At 64.7% G+C, this 19,822-nt stretch carries 21 protein-coding genes and 1 pseudogene; 17 read left to right on the top strand and 5 right to left on the bottom strand.

Features of this window, described 5'->3' with window-relative positions; all coding sequences use genetic code 11:
• The 8 genes and pseudogenes from ACESL8_RS11210 to dapD all read left to right on the top strand — a co-directional run.
• A pseudogene (locus tag ACESL8_RS11210) lies at window positions 1–320 on the top strand (glutamate--tRNA ligase); the annotation flags it as partial.
• A 60-nt stretch (window positions 321–380) separates the two neighbouring features.
• Window positions 381–803, top strand: coding sequence for a hypothetical protein (locus tag ACESL8_RS11205; protein WP_372918847.1), 423 nt, complete (start codon window positions 381–383; stop codon window positions 801–803).
• A 38-nt stretch (window positions 804–841) separates the two neighbouring features.
• Complete coding sequence (ribD, locus tag ACESL8_RS11200) at window positions 842–1,786, top strand: bifunctional diaminohydroxyphosphoribosylaminopyrimidine deaminase/5-amino-6-(5-phosphoribosylamino)uracil reductase RibD (RefSeq protein ID WP_372918851.1); 945 nt, start codon at window positions 842–844, stop codon at window positions 1,784–1,786.
• Window positions 1,787–1,796: 10 nt separating this feature from the next.
• Window positions 1,797–2,411 carry a riboflavin synthase gene (locus tag ACESL8_RS11195; RefSeq protein WP_372918845.1) on the top strand — a complete coding sequence of 205 codons (615 nt, stop codon included), beginning with the start codon at window positions 1,797–1,799 and terminating at the stop codon, window positions 2,409–2,411.
• Between the two features lie 53 nt (window positions 2,412–2,464).
• Complete coding sequence (gene ribB, locus ACESL8_RS11190; RefSeq protein WP_372918849.1) at window positions 2,465–3,742, top strand: 3,4-dihydroxy-2-butanone-4-phosphate synthase; 1,278 nt, start codon at window positions 2,465–2,467, stop codon at window positions 3,740–3,742.
• 5 nt (window positions 3,743–3,747) lie between these two features.
• Entirely contained in the window at window positions 3,748–4,164 is a 417-nt protein-coding gene (gene ribH, locus ACESL8_RS11185) for a 6,7-dimethyl-8-ribityllumazine synthase (RefSeq protein ID WP_372918843.1), read from the top strand.
• Between the two features lie 238 nt (window positions 4,165–4,402).
• The gene (locus ACESL8_RS11180) at window positions 4,403–5,092 is read left to right on the top strand and encodes a pyrimidine 5'-nucleotidase (protein ID WP_372918841.1); all 690 of its coding nucleotides are present in this window, start codon (window positions 4,403–4,405) and stop codon (window positions 5,090–5,092) included.
• Entirely contained in the window at window positions 5,089–5,910 is an 822-nt protein-coding gene (gene dapD / locus ACESL8_RS11175) for a 2,3,4,5-tetrahydropyridine-2,6-dicarboxylate N-succinyltransferase (RefSeq protein WP_372918839.1), read from the top strand. The genes ACESL8_RS11180 and dapD overlap by 4 nt, the downstream gene beginning before the upstream one ends.
• 64 nt (window positions 5,911–5,974) lie before the next feature.
• Here dapD and ACESL8_RS11170 read toward each other — a convergent pair whose 3' ends face one another.
• On the bottom strand, window positions 5,975–6,577 hold the full coding sequence (locus ACESL8_RS11170) for a hemerythrin domain-containing protein (RefSeq protein ID WP_372918837.1): 603 nt from the start codon (window positions 6,575–6,577) through the stop codon (window positions 5,975–5,977).
• A gap of 219 nt (window positions 6,578–6,796) precedes the next feature.
• Between ACESL8_RS11170 and ACESL8_RS11165 the strand changes: the two genes are divergently transcribed.
• The 3 genes from ACESL8_RS11165 to ACESL8_RS11155 are packed head-to-tail and all read left to right on the top strand — an operon-like array spanning window position 6,797 to window position 10,323.
• The gene (locus tag ACESL8_RS11165) at window positions 6,797–8,209 is read left to right on the top strand and encodes a M20/M25/M40 family metallo-hydrolase (RefSeq protein WP_372918835.1); all 1,413 of its coding nucleotides are present in this window, start codon (window positions 6,797–6,799) and stop codon (window positions 8,207–8,209) included.
• A gap of 10 nt (window positions 8,210–8,219) precedes the next feature.
• The gene (locus ACESL8_RS11160) at window positions 8,220–9,623 is read left to right on the top strand and encodes a M20/M25/M40 family metallo-hydrolase (protein WP_372918833.1); all 1,404 of its coding nucleotides are present in this window, start codon (window positions 8,220–8,222) and stop codon (window positions 9,621–9,623) included.
• Between the two features lie 46 nt (window positions 9,624–9,669).
• A complete protein-coding gene (locus ACESL8_RS11155; protein ID WP_372918831.1) occupies window positions 9,670–10,323 on the top strand; it encodes a YjbE family putative metal transport protein in 654 nt (217 codons plus the stop codon).
• A gap of 19 nt (window positions 10,324–10,342) precedes the next feature.
• Here ACESL8_RS11155 and ACESL8_RS11150 read toward each other — a convergent pair whose 3' ends face one another.
• Entirely contained in the window at window positions 10,343–11,308 is a 966-nt protein-coding gene (locus ACESL8_RS11150; RefSeq protein WP_372918829.1) for a quinone oxidoreductase, read from the bottom strand.
• A gap of 150 nt (window positions 11,309–11,458) precedes the next feature.
• On the opposite strand from ACESL8_RS11150, the gene ACESL8_RS11145 reads away from it, so the two are divergent.
• From ACESL8_RS11145 to ACESL8_RS11120, 6 genes are all read left to right on the top strand, one after another.
• The gene (locus tag ACESL8_RS11145) at window positions 11,459–11,713 is read left to right on the top strand and encodes a DUF6489 family protein (RefSeq protein ID WP_372918827.1); all 255 of its coding nucleotides are present in this window, start codon (window positions 11,459–11,461) and stop codon (window positions 11,711–11,713) included.
• Window positions 11,714–11,723: 10 nt separating this feature from the next.
• Window positions 11,724–13,028, top strand: a complete 1,305-nt coding sequence (gene mnmE, locus ACESL8_RS11140; RefSeq protein WP_372918825.1) for a tRNA uridine-5-carboxymethylaminomethyl(34) synthesis GTPase MnmE — start codon at window positions 11,724–11,726, stop codon at window positions 13,026–13,028.
• 162 nt (window positions 13,029–13,190) lie between these two features.
• On the top strand, window positions 13,191–15,059 hold the full coding sequence (gene mnmG / locus ACESL8_RS11135) for a tRNA uridine-5-carboxymethylaminomethyl(34) synthesis enzyme MnmG (protein WP_372918823.1): 1,869 nt from the start codon (window positions 13,191–13,193) through the stop codon (window positions 15,057–15,059).
• Window position 15,060: 1 nt separating this feature from the next.
• Entirely contained in the window at window positions 15,061–15,681 is a 621-nt protein-coding gene (rsmG, locus tag ACESL8_RS11130; RefSeq protein ID WP_372918821.1) for a 16S rRNA (guanine(527)-N(7))-methyltransferase RsmG, read from the top strand.
• Entirely contained in the window at window positions 15,678–16,454 is a 777-nt protein-coding gene (locus tag ACESL8_RS11125) for a ParA family protein (RefSeq protein WP_372918819.1), read from the top strand. Before rsmG ends, ACESL8_RS11125 begins: the two co-directional genes overlap by 4 nt.
• 11 nt (window positions 16,455–16,465) lie before the next feature.
• A complete protein-coding gene (locus ACESL8_RS11120; protein WP_372918817.1) occupies window positions 16,466–17,335 on the top strand; it encodes a ParB/RepB/Spo0J family partition protein in 870 nt (289 codons plus the stop codon).
• Between the two features lies 1 nt (window position 17,336).
• Here the strand turns inward: ACESL8_RS11120 and holA are convergent, their stop codons facing one another.
• The 3 genes from holA to ACESL8_RS11105 all read right to left on the bottom strand — a co-directional run.
• Window positions 17,337–18,362 (bottom strand): DNA polymerase III subunit delta, encoded by a 1,026-nt coding sequence (gene holA / locus ACESL8_RS11115; protein WP_372918815.1) that lies wholly within the window; start codon window positions 18,360–18,362, stop codon window positions 17,337–17,339.
• A 25-nt stretch (window positions 18,363–18,387) separates the two neighbouring features.
• Entirely contained in the window at window positions 18,388–18,873 is a 486-nt protein-coding gene (lptE, locus tag ACESL8_RS11110) for an LPS assembly lipoprotein LptE (RefSeq protein WP_372918813.1), read from the bottom strand.
• A gap of 22 nt (window positions 18,874–18,895) precedes the next feature.
• Window positions 18,896–19,822 (bottom strand): class I tRNA ligase family protein (locus ACESL8_RS11105; RefSeq protein ID WP_372918811.1); only part of this gene is annotated, 927 nt, incomplete at its 5' end.

Below are 19,822 nucleotides of genomic sequence, written 5' to 3'. Positions count from 1 at the left end.
TGCGCGGCAACCTCACCCGTATCGAGGAAGCTGCGCTGTGGCAGCAGGTGATCACCGGGCCAATCGCGCCCGTGATCGAAGACGCCGACTATATTGCCGCCGCCCGCGCCGCACTGGCTGAACTGGCGTGGGGGGAGACTGGGGGCGACGATATCTGGGCCCGCCTGATCGACTCGCTGAAGGCCAGCACGGGGCGCAAGGGCAAATTGCTGTTCATGCCGCTGCGCCAGGCCCTCACCGGCCAGCCGCACGGCCCCGAAATGGCGGCGCTGCTGCCGCTGATCGGGCGGGGCGAGGCGCTGCGCCGGCTGGCCGGCTGATACCCGTCCACCATTGCCGCACCACTGGCCAAGCGCGCCGCAGCCGCTTATCGTGCCAACATGGCTTTTCTTGATCCACCCGATGCCCAGGCGCGGCGCACGCGCTACTGGATTGCTGCTAGCTCCGTGCTGGCCACCACCGCCATCATGACCCTGTTCCTGATCGAATCGCGCTGGGGCTACATGAAGCCCGATCCGGTGATCGTTTATGCGCAAAGCTGGAAAGCCGATCGCACCCGCGCCGATGCCGTTGCCGACACCAAGTCCACCATGGCCGCGCGCGAAACCGCGATGGCCAAAAGCCGCGCCTTCATCGCCACGCTTTCGGGCAAGCCCAAGGCCGACGCGCAGAAAAAATACGATGCGTATGTGAACGGCGGCGGCGCGGCCAAGGAATTTGCTTATGTGCCGGCGCAGCCATCGCTGCAGGCCATTGTGCGCGTGCCGGCAGAACCACCTCCGGCTGAACCTCCCATCGAGTGAACAGCGCCGCCGAAGACTGGCGCCACGACTGGCGATTCATGGGCGCCGCGCTGGCACTGGCCAGCCGCGGCATCGGCACCACTTTCCCCAACCCTTGCGTCGGCTGCGTGATCGTGGCGGATGGCCGCGTCGTCGGCCGCGGCTGGACGCAGCCCGGCGGCCGGCCCCATGCCGAAGCCATGGCACTGGCGCAGGCCGGCGGCGCAGCAAGGGGTGCGGCCGCCTATGTCACGCTGGAACCGTGCGCGCATGTTTCGCCGCGCGGGGCCGCCTGTTCGGACAATTTGATTGCCGCTGGCATCGCGCGGGTGGTGGTGGCAGCGCACGATCCCGATCCGCGCACCAATGGTGATGGCGTGGCCCGGCTGTCGAGCGCGGGCATCGCCGTGACGTGCGGCGTGCGCGCCGCCGAAGCGCAAAGCCAGTTGGCCGGGTTCCTCACGCGTTTGAAACAGGGCCGCCCGCACATCACGCTGAAACTGGCGGTGTCGCTGGACGGCGCCATCGCCATGGCCGACGGCCGCAGCAAATGGATCACTGGCGACCGCGCCCGCGCCGCCGCGCATCTGGAACGCGCCCGCGCCGATCTAATCGTGGTCGGGCGCGGCACCTGGGATGCCGATGCGCCGGCGCTCGATGTGCGCCTGGCTGGGCTTGAAGCGCGCAGCCCGCGAATCGGTGTGGTCGGGCGCGAAAGCGGCCTGCCAGCGCACATCAGCCACTTCGCCGACCTCGGCGCGCTCATTGCCGATCCAGCGATGAACGTGCTGGTCGAAGGCGGCATGGGCCTCGCCGCCAGCCTGTTTGCGGCCGATCTGGTCGATACATTGATCCTGCACCGCGCGCCCATCCTGATCGGCGCCGGGCGCACGCTGGGCGATATCGGGCTGGCCGATCTTGGCGATGCCCACGGCCGCTGGCAGGCGGCGGCGATCGTCACGCTCGGCCCCGACCGCATTGAACGCTACACCCGCATCCGATAAGGCAAGCGCCATGTTCACTGGCATCATCACCGACATCGGCACCATCGCATCCGTGGAGGCGCGCGGCGACCTGCGCGTGACGGTGCAAACCGCCTACGATACCGCCGGCATTGCCATCGGCGCGTCGGTGGCCAATTCCGGCGTGTGCCTGACTGTGGTGAGCAAGGCCGCAACAGGAAGTTCGGGAGGCAGCCTCACCTTCGACGTTTCGGCCGAAACCCTGCGCTGCACGGCGGCGGGCATGTGGCAGCCGGGCGCGCGGCTGAACCTGGAACGCGCGTTGAAAGTCGGCGATGAACTCGGCGGCCATATCGTAACCGGGCATGTCGATGCCGTCGGCCAGATCGCCGCCATCACTGCCGAGGGGGACAGCAAGCGCTTCACCTTCCAGATGCCGGCCAGCGTCGCGCCGTACGTGGCACCCAAGGGCAGCATCTGCCTCAACGGCGCGTCGCTCACGGTGAACGACGTCAGCGATGATGATCTCGGCCACTGGTTCACCGTCAACATCATCCCGCACACGGCGGAATGGACCACTTTCGGCACCGCAGCCGTGGGCGACGAGGTCAATATCGAGATCGACGTGCTCGCGCGATATCTGTTCCGGATGAAGCAGCTGGCTTGACAGCCTAATGTGATAAGCGCATCCGGCAGTCACATTGCGATGTGAGGCCCATGATGAGCGAACCCCTGATTGCCCGGCTGCGTGACCTTGTCGCCAGTGGCGAAGAATCGAAAGCCGGCATGGCCCGCGCCGCCGGGCTGCACGCCAACTCCTTGCGTGCGCTGGACGAAGCCGATTGGAACCCTACCACCGACACGCTGCGCAAGCTGGAAAACTGGCTGGCGGATCGCAACAGCGGCCCGGCGCTGTCCCCGATCGAGGATATCATCAACGAAGCCCGCAACGGCCGCATGTACATTTTGGTCGACGATGAAGACCGCGAAAACGAAGGCGATCTGATTATTCCCGGCCAGATGGCCACTCCCGATGCGGTCAACTTCATGGCCCGCTATGGCCGCGGACTGATCTGCCTGGCGATGGCGTCGGAACGGGTGAAGGCGCTCGGCCTGCCGCTGATGGCGCAGCACAACGGCACCCGTCACAGCACCGCCTTCACCGTATCGATCGAGGCCAAGGAAGGCGTCACCACCGGCATTTCGGCGGCAGACCGCGCCCGCACCATCGCGGTGGCAATCGATGCCGCCAAGGGCCCGGAACATATCGTTTCGCCGGGCCATGTGTTTCCGCTGGTCGCCCGCGACGGCGGCGTGCTCGTGCGCGCCGGCCATACCGAAGCCAGCGTCGACATCTCGCGCCTTGCCGGCCTCAGCCCCAGCGGCGTCATCTGCGAGATCATGAACGACGATGGCACCATGGCGCGCCTGCCCGATCTGATCCCGTTTGCCCGCCGCCACGGCCTGAAAATCGGCACCATCCGCGATCTCATTGCCTATCGCCACGCCCACGACCGGCTGGTGAAGTGCGTTGCCGAAACCAGATTGGAAAGCTGGCACGGCGGCGAATGGCTGGCGAAAACCTACGCCAACACCGCCGAATACGGCGAGCACATGGTGCTGCAAAAGGGCCGCATCGAGCCCGGCAAGCCCACGCTGGTGCGCGTCCACACTCAATCGATGTTTACCGACATGTTTGCGGAAAAGGGTGACCGCGCCGGGCAACTGGGGCGCGCCATGGACGCCATCGGTGAACACGGCGCCGGCGTCATTGTTATCATCCGCGACGGCAGCCTCACCGCAATTTCCGAACAGATGCGCGCCAAGGGCCAAGGCGAACCCATCACCTTGCGCGATTATGGCATCGGCGCGCAGATACTGGTTGATCTGGGCGTGACCGACATGATCCTGCTCACCAACCAGCACCGCAACATCGTCGGCATCGAAGGCTATGGCCTGCACGTTGTCGGTGAACGCGCCATTCCACCCCGGAGCTAGATCCCATGCACATCCTGATCGTCGAAGCCCGTTTCTACACCCACATCGCCGACATGCAGCTTGATGGCGTCACCGCCGCGCTCAAGGCCGCCGGCGCCACCTTCGAGGCCATCACTGTCCCCGGCGCACTCGAAGTGCCGGCGGCCATCGCCTTTGCCGACGCATCGGGCCAATATGATGCCTATGTTGCGCTGGGCTGCGTGATCCGCGGCGAAACCTACCATTTCGAAGTCGTCGCCGGCGAAAGCGCCCGCGCCATCATGGCCCTCACGCTTGATGGCCTCGCCATCGGCAACGGCATCCTGACGGTGGAGAACGAAGCCCAGGCCATCGCCCGCGCCGACAAGAGCCAGAAAAACAAGGGCGGTGAAGCCGCCGCCGCCGCGCTGGCCATGGTGGCCCTGAAGCAGCGCTTCGCCTGACGGGGTGGCGGGCCCGGCCCGCCCCTCCGCGACAATGCGTAGCGCGGCGTTCTTGCCGCAGTGCAACAGCGCCCACGATAGCGCGTGAGCAGTCCATCCTGTTCCCCCGATCAGGTTTGGCGCGGCCGCTGTCATAGCGAACCGACCCGCTGATTCAGCGTCCGCGCCCCCCCTTCCTGCAAGCCCGCTGCATTTGCCGCGATGACATCGCCGCCGCCAGCGCTTATGGCGTTCCCCCATGCAAGCCGCTCTCTCCCATATCGACACGTGGATCTTCGATCTCGACAACACGCTGTATCCTGCGAATTCAGCGCTGTTCCCGCAAATCGATGCACGCATGGGCCTGTATATCCAGCGCCTGCTCAACGTCGATCCGATCGAAGCCCACCGCATCCAGAAACAGCTCTACCATTCGCACGGCATGACGCTGCCCGGCCTGATGGCACTGCACAATGTCGATCCGCATGATTTCCTGGCCAATGTCCACGATGTCGATATTGACGTGCTGCGCCCGCACCCCGAACTCGGCCATCTGATCAGCCGCCTGCCCGGCCGCAAATTCATCTTCACCAACGCCGATGCGCCGTATGCACAGCGCGTGCTGGCCCGCCTCGGCCTCACCGACGTGTTCGACGCCATGCACGATATCCACGCGCTGGATTATGTGCCCAAACCGCAGGCCCCGGCCTACACCAGCATGTGCGCCGCCCACGGCATCAATCCGCAGCGCGCGATGTTCGTCGAAGACATGGCGCGTAATCTGGCCCCGGCCAAAGCCATCGGCATGACCACGGTGTGGATCGAAAACGGCGCCGACCAAGGGCCAAAGCTGCAGGGATCGGGCGAGGCGCGCGACCACATCGATTTCATCATCACCGACCTCGCCGCCTTCCTCGCCGAAGCGCTGGCAGCCCTGGAGCCCGCATGACCATCGAAGCCATCATCAACGCCGGCTGGGAAGACCGCGCCGACGTGGGCAGTGCCACCCACGGGACCTTGCGCGCCGCCGTGAACGAGGCGCTCAGCCGGCTCGATTCGGGCGACTTGCGTGTGGCGGAACCTGATGGCACCACCCACCAATGGCTGAAAAAGGCCGTGCTGCTGTCGTTCCGCCTCCATGACAATGTGGTGATGCCGGGTTTTGGACATGCTGCTTTCTACGACAAGGTGCCGCTGAAATTCGAAAATTGGGGCGATGCGGAATTTCGTGCCGCCGGTTTTCGCGCCGTGCCCGGTGCCGTTGTCCGCCGCGGCGCTTACATCGCCCCCGGCGCCGTGCTGATGCCCAGCTTTGTCAACATCGGCGCGCGCGTTGGCAAAAACACCATGGTCGATACCTGGGCCACCGTCGGCAGCTGCGCGCAGATCGGTGATAACGTCCACATCAGCGGCGGTGCCGGCATCGGCGGCGTGCTCGAACCCTTGCAGGCCAACCCCGTCATCATCGGCGATGGCGCCTTCATCGGCGCCCGCGCCGAAGTCGCCGAAGGCGTCATCGTCGGCGAAGGCGCAGTGCTGTCGATGGGCGTCTATCTGGGCGCCTCAACGAAGATCATTGACCGCGCCACCGGCGAAATCCACATCGGCCGCGTGCCGCCTTACGCCGTCGTCGTCTCCGGCACCCTGCCTGGCAAACCGTTGCCCGATGGCACGCCGGGGCCAAACCTGTATTGCGCCGTAATCGTCAAAACCGTGGATGCGCAAACCCGCAGCAAAACCGGCATCAACGAACTGCTGCGCGACTGAATACGGTTGTGGGGCAGGGATCGCTCCCTGCCCCACCATGTCGTTGCTATCGTCGTCAGACGGCTCAGGCCACCTTGAACCCTTCACGGTTCATGCGGCCGGTCAGCGCCTTTGTTTCGGCTTCGCTCAACTTGGCATGCAGCGCCGGAAACACTTCCTCTTCCTCCTCGCGCACATGCGCTTCGAAGGCGGTACGGATGGCGGCGACCTTCTCCAGGAAGCCCGGGCGCTGTTCCTTACCGATCATTTCCAGCTCGTACAGGCCCTGCTTGACGTCGAAATGGTCGGCATTCAGCGCTTCAGCCACATCGGACTGGCCATGTGCGGCGACCACGCAATACACCACATATTCTTCCTGAATCTGATGCTTGCCCATGGCGTGCTGCAGCTCGAACACCAGCGCCGCGCGCTTCTTGATGTCGTCCTCACCGGTTACCGCCAGCTGGTCCAGCAACCCGCGCGCCATCTTGTGTTCGGCCTTCAGCCCTTCGAACCAGTCGCCGGCGGCATAGGTTGGTGCCTGCGCCGCTGCCTTGCGGCCGGCAGAAACCAGCATGCCCAAGCCAAAGCCCGCTGCGCCGGCCACCAGGGCCGATGATTTGCCATTGCCGGGATTGGTTTTGCCGTTGGTTTTGCCATTGGCGTTGTATGCGCTGTGATCAGTCATGGTGGATGCTCCTTTTGCCACGACATTCAAACCGGCACCGGGCTGTGTTGTTCCAAATAAGCCGCGCCAGTCGTCATCATTTATGGGCGACTTGTCCCGGCTGCTTGCCGCGCGGCCCCGCCTGCCCGCCGGCGGCCTCTCCATTTCGTCATCCGCTTTGCCCTTGCCACACCGCCGCCGCCCCGCTTTGATGCGCGGGCACTCAACAGGGGTTTTATCATGCGTCATCTCATCGCCGGCCTGCTGGCGGCCACCATTGCCGTTCCCGCCGCAGCCCAAACGATACCGCTGCGCCCCGATCAACAGGCATTTCGCGCGCTCTACAAGCAACTGGTGGAGACCAACACCACCGTGTCCACCGGCAGCTGCAATCTGGCCGCCGAACGCATGGCAGCGCGGCTGAAGGCGGCGGGCTATGCCGATGCCGATATCAAGCTGTTCCCAGGCCCCGCGGAACGCCCGCTCGACGGCGGATTGGTGGCGACGTTGAAGGGCAGCGACACCAAATCCAAGGCGATCCTGCTGCTGTCCCACCTCGATGTGGTCGAAGCCAAGCGCGCCGATTGGGAACGTGATCCCTTCACCTTCATCGAAGAAGGCGGCTTTTTCTATGGCCGGGGCATTTCCGACGACAAGGCCCACGGCGCGATCTTCACCGATGCGATGGTTCGGTTGAAGCAGGCCGGCAAGCCGCCGAAACGCACCGTGAAACTCGCGCTGACCTGCGGCGAAGAAGGCGGGCCGTTCAACAGCGCCAAGTGGCTGGTGGAAAACCCCCGCGACTGGATCGAGGCGGAATTTGCCCTGAATGAAGGCGGCGGCGGCAAGGCCGACACTGCGGGCAAGCCGATCAGCCTGGCGTTTCAGGCCGGCGAAAAAGTCTATCAGGATTTCACTCTGGAAACCCGCAACCCCGGCGGCCACAGCAGCCGGCCGCGCCCGGACAACGCGATCTATGAACTCGCAGCCGGGCTGGTGCGGCTGGCGCAAAACGATTTTCCGGTGATGTTGTCGGACACGACGCGCGCCTATTTTGGTGAAATGGCCAAGCTGAGCGATGCCGCGACCGCTGGCGCCATCCGCGCCCTGCTCGCCAACCCGGCCGATGCCGACGCCAATGCCGCCGTATCCAGGGATCCGGGCTGGCACAGCACGCTGCGCACCACCTGCGTGGCGACGATGCTTGATGCTGGCCATGCGCGCAATGCGCTGCCGCAGCGCGCGCAGGCCAATGTGAACTGCCGCATGTTCCCCGGCGAAAGCGTCGAGAAAGTGCGCGGGCAAATCGCCGATCGGCTGGGCGATGCCACCATCAGCGTAACGCCGCGCGCATCTGAAAACCCCGAACAAGCCGCGCCGCCGCCGCCCCTGTCGGATATGGTTTATGGCCCGGCTGTTGCGCTGGCCGCCAGGCATTTCCCCGGCATTCCGCTTATCCCGACAATGGCCACCGGCGCCACCGATGGCCGCTATCTCAACGCTGCCGGGATCGCCACCTATGGCATGCCCGGCCGTTTCGGCATGCCCGATGGCAACGGCGTCCACGGGTTGAACGAGCGCATCTCCGTCGCCGGTGTGATGAAGGAACGCGACTATCTGTTCGATCTGATCACCGCCTACGCCAGCAAATAAGGACTCTTCGATGCGCGCCCTGCTTCTCGCCGCCACCCTGCTCACCGCCACTGCGGCCCATGCGCAATACGCCAGCAAACAGCCCGGCGAACCAGCTTTCCGGTCGCTTTACAAGGAGATGGTAGAGACCGACACCAGCGTCACCACTGGCAGTTGCACCGCGGCGGCCGACAAATTGGCGGTGCGCTTCAAGGCGGCGGGGTTCACCGATGCCGACATCACCCAGTTTAGCGTGCCCGAATTCCCCAAGGACGGCGGCATCGTCGTCCATTTGAAAGGCAGCAGCGCCAAACTGCAGCCGATGCTGCTGCTCGGCCACCTCGACGTGGTTGCGGCCAAGCCCGAAGACTGGACGCGCAGCCCGTTCACGCTGATCGAGGAAGGCGGCTATTTCTACGGCCGCGGCACCTTTGACGACAAGGCACAGGCGGCGATCTGGGCCGATCTGCTCATCCGCCTGAAGGCCGGCAAGGCCCCCAAACGCACCATCAAACTGGCACTCACCTGCGGGGAGGAAACCACCACCGCCTTCAACGGCGCCGATTGGCTGGCAAAAAACCGCCCCGAGCTGATCATGGCCCAATTTGCCCTCAACGAAGGCGGCGGCGGCCGCTATGACGACAATGGCAAACCGCAGGGCCTCGCCGTGCAGGTCGGCGAGAAGACCGTGCAGAATTTCTGGCTCGAAGCCACCAACCCCGGCGGCCACAGTAGCGTGCCGCGCCCCGATAACGCCATCACCGATCTGGCCCGCGCCGTCGTGGCGGTGAACACCCATGAATTCCCGGTGCAATACACCGATACCACGCGCGCCTATTTCACCACGCTTTCCACGGTGCTGCCGGGTCCCGTCGGTTCCGCCATGATGCGCCTGCTGGCCGATCCCGCCGATACGCAGGCCAATCGCATCGTCAGCACCGATCCCACCAACCACAGCGTGCTGCGCACCACCTGCGTTGCCACCCTGCTCGAAGCGGGCCACGCCGAAAACGCCCTGGCCCAGCGCGCCCGTTCCAACGTGAACTGCCGCATGTTCCCCGGCACCGATCCAAATGCGCTCAAGGCCGATCTGGACAAGGTGATCGGCAACGCCAAGGTGGGCATCACGCTTAAACTGCCGATCCGCCCCGTGGCCCGGCCCACCCCGATGAACCCCGCCATCATCGGCCCGATGAAGGCGCTGGGCGAAAAGCATTTCCCCGGCGTGCCGATGCTGGCGATGATGAGCACCGGTGCCACCGATGCCATCTACATCGCCCCGATCGGCATTCCGGTGTACGGCGCGCCGGGCACATTGATCGATCCCGATGGCAACGGCATCCACGGCCTGAACGAACGCATCAAGATCGAAAGCCTGATGAAGGGCCGCGATTATCTGTCGGATCTGGTGGCGGTGCTGGCGAACCCGAAATGATGCAAGCGCACTGGCGCTGAAGCTGCTCAGCGCCTACATCGCCGCCATGGACATCGCGCAACTCATCACCCCCGAAGCCCTGTCGGCCTTTGGCCAGGTGGTGCTGATCGATCTGGTGCTGGCGGGTGACAACGCCATCGTCGTCGGCGCGCTCGCTGCCGGGCTGCCGGCGGCCCAGCGCAAAAAGGTCATCCTGATCGGCATCGCCGCGGCACTGGTGCTGCGCATCATCTTTGCGCTGCTGGTCACGCAATTGCTGCAAATCGTCGGCCTGATTCTGGCCGGCGGGCTGTTGCTACTGTGGGTCGCCTGGCGCATGTGGCGCGAAATCAACCCGAGCTCGGTTTTGATCGACGCACCCGGCGACAATGATGATTTCGTCGCCACCGATGCCCCGGCGCCGGCAAAAAGCTTTGCTGCTGCCGCCTGGTCGGTCGCGCTGGCCGACGTGTCGATGAGCCTCGACAACGTGCTTGCCGTCGCCGGCGCCGCCCGCGAGCACCCCGATATCCTCATTGCCGGCCTCGTGCTGTCGGTCGCAATGATGGGCATCGCCGCCAACATCATCGCCCAGTACATCGAGCGTTATCGCTGGATCGCCTACGTCGGACTGGCCGTCATTGTCTATGTCGCGTTCAAGATGATCTGGGAGGGCTATAACGAAGTCGCCCCGGTCGTGCAGCCGATGCTGGGAATGTAAGCACAAACCCTCTCCCGGCTCAGGGAATCAGCACCGTCGAACCCGTCGTCAACCGCGCCGCCAAATCCTGGTGGGCCTTGGCGGCATTGGCCAGCTTGTACCGCTGATTGATCGCCAGCTTCAGACCGCCAGATGCCATCAGGCCCAGCACGCGGGTGGAATGCACATGCCGTTCCTCGGGCGTCGCATAATAATCAAACAGCGTCGGCCGCGTCGCAAACAGCGATCCCTTGCGCGCCAATATACCCACATCGACCCCAGAAACCGGGCCGGATGCGTTGCCGAAACTGATCATCAGCCCGCGCCGTTTCAAGCTATCGAGGCTCGATTCCCAGCTGTCCTTGCCCACCCCGTCAAACACCACATCAGCTCCGCGACCGGCTGTAATCATGCGCACCTGCGCCGCCACATCGCTGCTATCAAGCAGGCCATGATCCGCCCCGTGCGCGGCAGCCAGCGCCAGTTTCTGCGCCGTACCAGCCACGGCGATCACCGTCGCCCCCACCAGCTTGAGCCATTGCACCAACAGCAGGCCCACCCCGCCCGCCGCCGCCGGCACCAACGCGATGTCGCCCGGCCGCACCCGCGCGCAGCGTTCGATCAGAAACTCCGCCGTGCAACCTTTCAGCAGGCCCGCCGCCGCCATTTCATCCGACACGCCATCGGGCAACGTCACCAGATTCGCGGCTGCAATGTTGCGGTGCGTGGCATAGGCGCCAATCGGCCCCCAGCAATAGCCAACGCGCGTACCCACCGGCAACGCCGCGCCCTCCCCCGCCGCTTCCACCACGCCGGCCGCCTCCAGCCCGAGGCCGGACGGCATGGCAATCGGGTAAAGGCCCGAACGGTGATAGGTGTCGATGAAATTCAGGCCGATGGCGGTATGGCGAAGCCGCACCTCCCCTGGCCCCGGCGCAGGCAGGCTGATATCCTGCCATGTCATCACCTCTGGCCCACCAGCCTGTTCGATGCGGATCGCCTTCATGCCCGTTCCTCGCCTTATGCTGCAGCTATGCTGCGCGGTAAGTATATGAATTTGTTCACACACTTAATCGAATCGCAGCCAGCTTGCAGTGCCCCGCCCCACGCCGCTACACTAATGCGTTCCGGGACGAACGAAAGAGGCAAAGCGCATATGAAAATCAGCTTCGACATTGATTGCACCCCGGAAGAAGCCCGCAGCTTCTTCGGCCTGCCCGATCTTGGACCACTGCATGATGTCTATCTTGATCGCATGAAATCAGCGATGACCGAAGGCATCACCCCGGCTGACTGGGAGAAGATGATGCGCGCCTGGACACCGGGCATTGCTGGTGGCTTCGAACAATGGCAAAAATTGTTCATGGCCGGCATGAGCAGCGCCGGCATCGGCACCCCCCCCAAAGGCTGAACACCCCATCATGATCGACACCATCGCGGCGCTGGCCAGCGGTCGCCCGCCCGCCGCGCTAGCCGTAATCCGCCTGTCCGGCCCGGCCGCCTTCGCTGCTGTGGCCGCACTGGCCGGCAGGCTGCCGCCGCCGCGCCGCCTCAGCTTGTGCCGGCTCCGCCAGGGCGAAGCGACCCTGGATGAGGCGCTTGTTGCCATCTTCCCCGGTCCCGCAAGCGCCAGCGGCGAAGATCTGGCCGAGTTTCACCTGCACGGCGGCACCGCTGTCGTCGCCGGCGTGCTGGCGGCGCTAACCGCCCTGCACGGCGTGCGCTTGGCCGAACCCGGAGAATACACCCGACGCGCCTTCGCCAATGGACGCATGAACCTTTCCCAGGTCGAAGGCCTTGCCGACCTGGTCAACGCCGAAACCGCCAGCCAGCGCGATCAGGCGCTGGCGCTGGTCGGCGGCGCGCTCGGGCGGCTGGCGGATGGGTGGCGCGAACGCTGCCTGATGCTGCTGGCTGAAGCCGAAGCTGGCTTGGATTTCGCCGAGGATGAAGCCGATGTTGCGGAGCGGCTCGACGAGGCCGCCCGTCACCAGCTGCTGGCAATGGCCGACGAGCTGGCCAGCCTGATTGCCGATTCCGCCCGTGCCGGGCGCATCCGCGACGGCCTCTCGATTGCTGTCACCGGTCCGCCCAATGTTGGAAAATCCAGCATCGTCAATGCGTTGTCGATGCGCGATGCCGCCATCGTGACGCCGATTGCCGGCACCACCCGCGATGCAATCGAAGTGCCAATTGACCTGGGCGGCATCGCTGCCCAGCTCATTGACACCGCCGGCCTGCGTGACACCGACGATCCGGTGGAGGCCGAAGGCATCGCCCGCGCCCGCCGCCGCGCCGCAAGCGCCGATCTGGTCATCAGCATGGCCAGCGCCGATGCGCCAGAATGGCCCTCCCCGGCTGCGGACGGCCCGGCACACCTCCTGCTATTCAACAAATGCGACATCGCCAGTCCACCGCTGCCGGCAGGCGCGCTTGCCGTGTCTGCCACGACCGGCGCTGGGCTGCCGGCCCTGCGCGACTGGCTCGGTAATTGGGCACGCAGCGTCACCCGCCTCGGTGAGCCCGCGCTGCTTTCCCACGCCCGCCACCGCGCCGCCTTTGCCGATGCCGAGGCCGCCCTGCGCAACGCAGCTCATGCGCCTGAGCCTGTACTACGCGCCGAATCCCTGCGCACCGCTGCCCACGCCTTCGGGCGCATTGCTGGCCGCATCGGTATCGATGATGTGCTCGATCGGATCTTCAGCCGCTTCTGCATCGGCAAATAGCCAACTCACCGCCGAAAACACTGTATCGCCCCGGACTTGATTCGAGGTTGGGTATTTTTTGAAGCGGAGGGCCTCCGGTGGGCAGGGCCTCAGCCGGAGGCAATGCCGACCCCCCCACATGTTTCACGTGAAACATTGGGCACAAATCGCTATGGAAACGTGATGCACGAATTCGACGTGATCATTGTTGGCGCCGGCCACGCCGGCTGCGAAGCCGCCGCTGCCGCGGCACGGCGCGGTGCACGCGTTGCGTTGGTGACGTTGCGCGCCGATGACCCTGGCACGCTCAGCTGTAATCCGGCCGTCGGCGGCATTGGCAAGGGCCACCTTGTTACCGAGATTAATGCACTCGGCGGCGTGATGGCCCGCGTTACCGATGCCGCCCGCCTGCAATCGCGGCTGCTCAACCGGTCCAAGGGTCCAGCCGTCCACGGGCCGCGCGCGCAGGTGGACCGCGCCCTGTACCGCGCTGCTATGGCCGAAGCATTGGCCGCCTTCCCGGCTCTTTCCATCATCGCCTCTGCTGTGGACGGTTTGGTGCTTGAGCAAGGTCGCATTACTGGGGTGGACACTGCACAAGGCCGGCTGTCCGCGCCCGCTGTTGTGCTAACCACTGGCACTTTTCTTGGCGGCATGATGCACATTGGCAGCATACGCGAAGCCGGCGGCCGCGTCGGCGCTCCCAGCGATGCTGGCACATCGGATCTGGCCGCAGCCTTGCGCCGCATGGGCCTGCCGGTCAGTCGGCTTAAAACCGGCACGCCTGCCCGCCTTGATGGTCGCAGCATCGATTGGTCTGTGCTGGCATGGCAGTACGGCGATGCTGATGATCCGCGCCTCAGCCGCTACGGCGATCCCAATCCACGCCCGCCGCTGCCTTGTGCCATCACTCGCACCAATACCGAAACACACCGCATCATCCGAGATCACCTCGGCGAATCAGCTCTCTATGGCGGTCACATCGATTCGGTCGGCCCGCGCTATTGCCCCTCCATCGAAGACAAGGTGGTGCGCTTCGGCGACCGCGATGGCCACCAGATCTTCCTGGAGCCGGAGGGCTATGACGATATCACCATCTATCCAAACGGGCTTTCAACCTCGCTTCCCCTCCACGCGCAGGAAAAGTTTATCGCGACGATTACGGGGCTCGAGCGCGCCCGTATCCTGCGCCCGGGCTATGCCATTGAATATGATCATGTTGATCCGCGCGCATTGACGAAAACACTGGCGGTCAAGGACATTCCCGGGCTATTCCTCGCTGGCCAAATCAATGGCACTACCGGTTACGAGGAAGCTGCCGCGCAAGGCTTGGTGGCCGGCGCCAACGCCGCTGCCGCCGCCCTGAGCCTCGAGCCACTCAACGTTGACCGAACGCAAGCCTATATCGGCGTGATGATCGACGATCTCACCACGCATGGCGCCGCCGAGCCTTATCGCATGTTCACCAGCCGGGCCGAATATCGCCTGCGCCTGCGCGCTGACAATGCCGATCAACGACTGACGCCGCTTGGCCTTGATCTGGGACTCATCTCCAATGGGCAAGCTGCCAGCTTCGATGCAGAGCAAGCGGCCCGCGAATCAGCCCGCGCTCTTCTGCAAAGTCTCTCCGCCACGCCGCACCAGCTAGCAAGCCACGGTATTGATGTGCGCCAGGATGGCCAATCCCGCAGCTTGTTCGATTGGTTGCGTTTTCCGGCGGTTACTCCCGCCGCCGCTCGCCGCGTTTGGCCCGAACTCGCAGCCGTCACTAGCGAGCTGCTTGCAAGTCTGGCCGTGGACGCCAACTACGCGTCCTATGTCGCGCGGCAAGAGGCCGACGTTGCCGCCCTTCACCGGGACGAGGCACTTACCTTGCCCGATACACTGGACTTCAGATCGGTGGCCGGTCTGTCCACAGAGATGATCGAGCGACTTGCACGGGCGCGCCCGTGCACACTGGGTGCCGCTAGCCGCGTGCCTGGCATCACCCCGGCGGCGCTGATTGCCTTGCTGCCACACACTACGCGCAACCAATCGCCGCGAGCCGCCTAAAATGATTGATGACGCCCGCACTGCCTTTGCCGCTGAGTTTGATGTTTCACGTGAAACATTGGCGAGGCTGGATCGCTATGCTGAGCTGTTGGCTGAATGGCAGCAACGCATGAATCTCGTCGGGTCATCCACTCTGCCGCTCATGTGGGATCGGCACTTCCGCGATTCGGCTCAGCTGCTACCCATTGCCGGTACCGGCAAGCGCTGGCTTGATATCGGTGCCGGCGCGGGCTTTCCGGGTTTGGTGCTGGCCATCCTCGATCCCACTGCCAAACTCGTGTTGGTCGAATCCATCACCAAAAAATGCCGATTCCTGGCTGAAGTGGCCAACGAAACCGCCACTGCCGCCAGCGTAGGCGTCGCCAACATGCGCGTGGAGGCACTTGCCGGCAGCAAATTTGACATAATCACCGCCCGCGCCACGGCCAGCGTTGAAATATTGTTTGATTGGAGCCTGCGCTTTGCCAACGCCAGCACGCGCTGGATATTGCCAAAAGGCGCGCGCGTGCAGGAAGAGCTTGCCAGCGCGGCCCAGTGGTTCCAGTTTGAACACGAGCTGATTCCCAGCCGCACCGATCCCGATGCACGCATCGTGGTCGCGAAAGGGGTAAAACGCCGATGATCATCTCGATCGCCAATCAAAAAGGCGGAGTCGGCAAAACCACCACGGCAGTAAACCTGGCCACTGCCCTCGCCGCCATTGGCAAACGCGTATTGATCGTGGACAGCGACCCCCAAGGCAATGCGTCGACTGGATTCGGCATTGGCCGCAAGGACAGGGACCCCTCGATTTACCAAGTGCTTGTGGACGGCGTTCCAGCCGCAGACGCAATGCGTGGTACCGCCATTCCCGGTCTGTCGATCCTTCCAGCCACGCCTGCTCTAGCCGGCGCCGAAGTCGAACTGGTCAATGCGGATCGCCGTACGCACCGCCTCGCCGATGCGCTGGCAACGCTGCCGGAATTTGATTATGTGCTGATCGATTGCCCGCCGTCGCTGGGCCTTGTCACCGTCAATGCGTTGGTCGCCGCCGATGCCGTTCTAGTACCACTGCAAAGCGAGTTCTTTGCACTGGAGGGCCTGAGCCAGCTGCTCGGCACCATCGAACGGGTAAAGGCCGGGCTCAATCGCCGGCTCGAACTGCTGGGCATCGTGCTCACCATGGTCGATCGCCGCAACCGGCTTTCCGATCAGGTTTGCGCGGATGTGCGCGCGGTGATGGGCAACAAGGTATTGAAAACAATGGTGCCGCGAAACGTTCGCCTGTCCGAAGCACCCAGCCACGGCTTGCCCGCCCTGATTTATGACAGCCGTTGCGCCGGCTCCGAAGCCTATCTGGCGCTCGCACGCGAACTGCTGGAGCGGATCGACGGTCCGCTGGCATTGGCTGGATAATGAGGAATTCCATGATGGACGCAAAACGCAAATCCAGCCTTGGACGCGGACTTTCAGCGTTGCTGGACGATATCGCAGCACCGCCGCAAGCGTCTGCGCACGGCGTGTTGCATCTACCGGTTGCTGATGTCGTGCCAAACCCCGGACAGCCGCGCCGCCAGTTCGATGAATCCGCGATGGCCGAATTGATCGCATCCGTCAAAAGCCACGGGGTGCTGCAACCGATATTGGTGCGGGCGCATGATGGTCGCCACCAGATCATCGCCGGGGAGCGCCGCTGGCGGGCAGCCCAAGCCGCCGGGCTGCACGAAATCCCGGTGGTCGTGCGCGTTCTGGACGACAAGCAAGTCGCTGAAATCGCATTGATCGAGAATATCCAGCGCGCCGATCTGAACGCCATCGAAGAAGCACGCGGCTACCAGAAGCTCATCGCCGACTATGGCCACACTCAAGCTGTGCTGGCTGATATCGTCGGCAAATCGCGCAGCCATGTCACCAACCTGCTACGCCTGCTGGACTTGCCGGCCCTAGTGCAGGCGCTGGTCGAATCGGGTGCGCTGTCGATGGGCCACGCCCGCACCCTGGTTGGTGCCGCCGATGCCGAAAACCTTGCCGAACGCGCTGTAAAATTGGGCCTTTCCGTTCGTGCCCTCGAAGCTTTGGTGGCTGGCAGCAAGGCTCGCCCCAGCAAGCCCCGCGCCGCTGCGGCTTTGCCCGCCAACGATCCCAACAGCGACGCTCTGGAAGAGCAATTGGCCGAAACGCTCGGCATGCCGGTTGCCCTGCAGGTCGCCCCCGGCGCCACCAGCGGCAGCCTCACCATCCGCTTTGCCGATCTCGACCAGCTCGATATGCTCTGCTCAAGGCTCGGCATCGCCTGAGCTAGCGGCGGCGCCCGGCCACCGCAGCGCGGCGGGCAAGATCAAGCAGCAGGTGCTGGGCGCCGAGGTCGGCAATACCGCCGCTGGATTTCACGGCGCGTTCGGCAGCGAGGAGATCGCCCATCGCACCCGCCAGCGCAGGCTGGGTCCACAGCGACAACGCTTTGATAATGAAGGTTTTTTCTTTCCAGAAAATGGCCTTGCCCTGGCCCTCCACGACGGCGGCCGGGGACTGGCCGGCGTCCACTTCGGTGCGCAGCAGCACCAGTTGCGCAAAGCGCCGTTCAAGCGCGCGCAGCAACGGGATGGCCGTGCCGTCGGGCAGGCGGCCGATCAGATCGGTGGCTTCACCAACGTCGCCTGTTGTGATGGCGGCGATGGGCGCGAACAGTTCGGCTTCTCCAGTGGCGATACCCAGCGCGGCCAGATCCTCTGCTCCAAGCCGCTGCGGGTTTTGAAGGCTGGCATCCTTGTAGAGGGCGAATTTCTCCAGCTCGCGCCGCATGATCATGCGGTCACCGCCAGCGCTTTCAAACAGGCCTTCGGGCACGCCGCGTTCCAGGCGCAGGCCCAGCGGCGCCGCCATTTCGGCAAGCAGCCGGCCGGCATCGCGCAGGCTGGCTTCATAGTTGATGCAGACAGCCACTGCGACATGTTTATCAGCCAGTGCCAACAGCTTGCTGCCCTTTTTAAAGACGCCGGCGACGGCCAGCACCGGGTGGCCGGGCGGCCCTTCCAGCAATGCCGTCACCGCCGCCTGGCCCTCGTCGTCAAGGCCATCAACGCGCACCAGCTCGCGGTCGCCAAACATCGACAGGCTGGTGGCCGCAGCCAGCAGCGCCTGCGGATCGGACCTGAGCGCGCTGCCCGCCAATTCGGTGATGGTGACGCCGGCACCAAAGCCCGCCGCCAATTGGCCGGCCATGTCGCGCGAGGCGGATTCGTCGTGCCCGTGCAGCAGCACCAACCGCAGATCGGCGGGCCAGGCGCGGGTGATGGCGGCGATGCGGGCCGCGTCGGCCTTCACGCCCGCCTCTTAGCCTCAAGCATCTTCAACCCTTGCTCGCGCGGGCGTAACGGGCCAGCCGCGCGCTGATCTGGCGGGCGATATCGATCGACAGCCGTTCCAGCGCCGTTGTTTCAGCCGCGACCACAGCAAAATTGGAGCTCACGCGGTCAATCCCGGCATCGGCGGCGGCGGTATCATCCACCAGCACGGCGCCAGTGGCGACATCAACGAGCCGATAGCGGGCGCGCAATGTTCGCCGTTCGCGTGCCGCCGAGGAATCGCCGCGCACACCGAACGCAGTGATCTGATCGTCGAGGGTGACTTCGAGGCGATACCGCGGGCTGGTAGCGCCAAGGCCGAACTGTTCTGCCAGCGCCTGCCGCACCATGAAGCCCGACCGTTCCGGGATCGGCGCGATGGTGATATCGGCCAGCAGCGTCGCCGGGGCCGAACTGCTGCCGCCAGCATAAACCGGGGCAAGCTGGCAGCCGGGCAGCGCCAGCACAGCGGGCATCAGCAGGGCCAGCATCAACAAAGCAGGGCGGCGGGAATCAGGCAACGATGTTCACCAGGCGATCAGGAACCACGATAATCTTCTTTGGCGCGGCGCCGTCAAGTGTGCGTTGCACGCCGGGCAGTGCCAGCGCGGCGGCTTCCAGCGCAGCCTTGTCGCTGCCCTTGGCGGCGGTGAAATCGCCTTTCAGTTTGCCGTTTACCTGCACGGCGATAGTCACTTCATCGTCGATCAACAGCGCGGGATCGGCAATCGGCCAGGCCGCATCGCACACAAGACCCGGCTGGCCCAGCAGCGCCCACGCCTCTTCGGCCAGATGCGGTGCCATCGGCGCTACCAGCTGCACCAGCGTGATCACCCCGGCGCGGCGGCTGGGGCCGGCGGCGCTGCGTTCCAGTGTGCCGACCAGTTCATAAAGCCGGGCTACCGCCTTGTTGAACTGCAACTTGTCGATATCGGCGGTCATGGCCGCAGTGGCGCGGTGAACGGCACGATCAACCCTGGCATCGGCGGCGCCATCGGCGGCAGCTTCATTGTCTTCGGCCAGCCGCCACACGCGCTGCACAAACCGCCAGGCGCCGTCGATGCCCGCTTCCGACCACGCCAGATCGCGTTCCGGCGGGCTGTCGGACAGCACGAACCAGCGCACGGCATCGGCGCCATAACGGCCAAGAATGGCATCGGGATCGATGACATTCTTCTTTGATTTCGACATCTTGATGACGCGGCCAATCTCCACCGGCTGGCCATCGGCCTGCAGGATGGCTGCGGTGCCGGTACGCTCCACGTCTTCGGGCGTGAACCAGATCGGCGGCAGGCCTTCACCCTGCGCCCGGCTGTAGGTTTCGTGGGTGACCATGCCCTGCGTGAACAGGCCAGCAAACGGTTCGGCCACATCCAGCAAGCCGATGTGCCGCAACGCGCGCGTCCAGAACCGGGCATAAAGCAGGTGCAGGATGGCGTG

The organism is Sandarakinorhabdus sp. (assembly GCF_041689835.1).
Classification (GTDB): Bacteria; Pseudomonadota; Alphaproteobacteria; order Sphingomonadales; family Sphingomonadaceae; genus Sandarakinorhabdus.
Note: the sequence above shows the minus strand (reverse complement) of the source record. Positions and strands in the feature narration are given on the sequence as shown.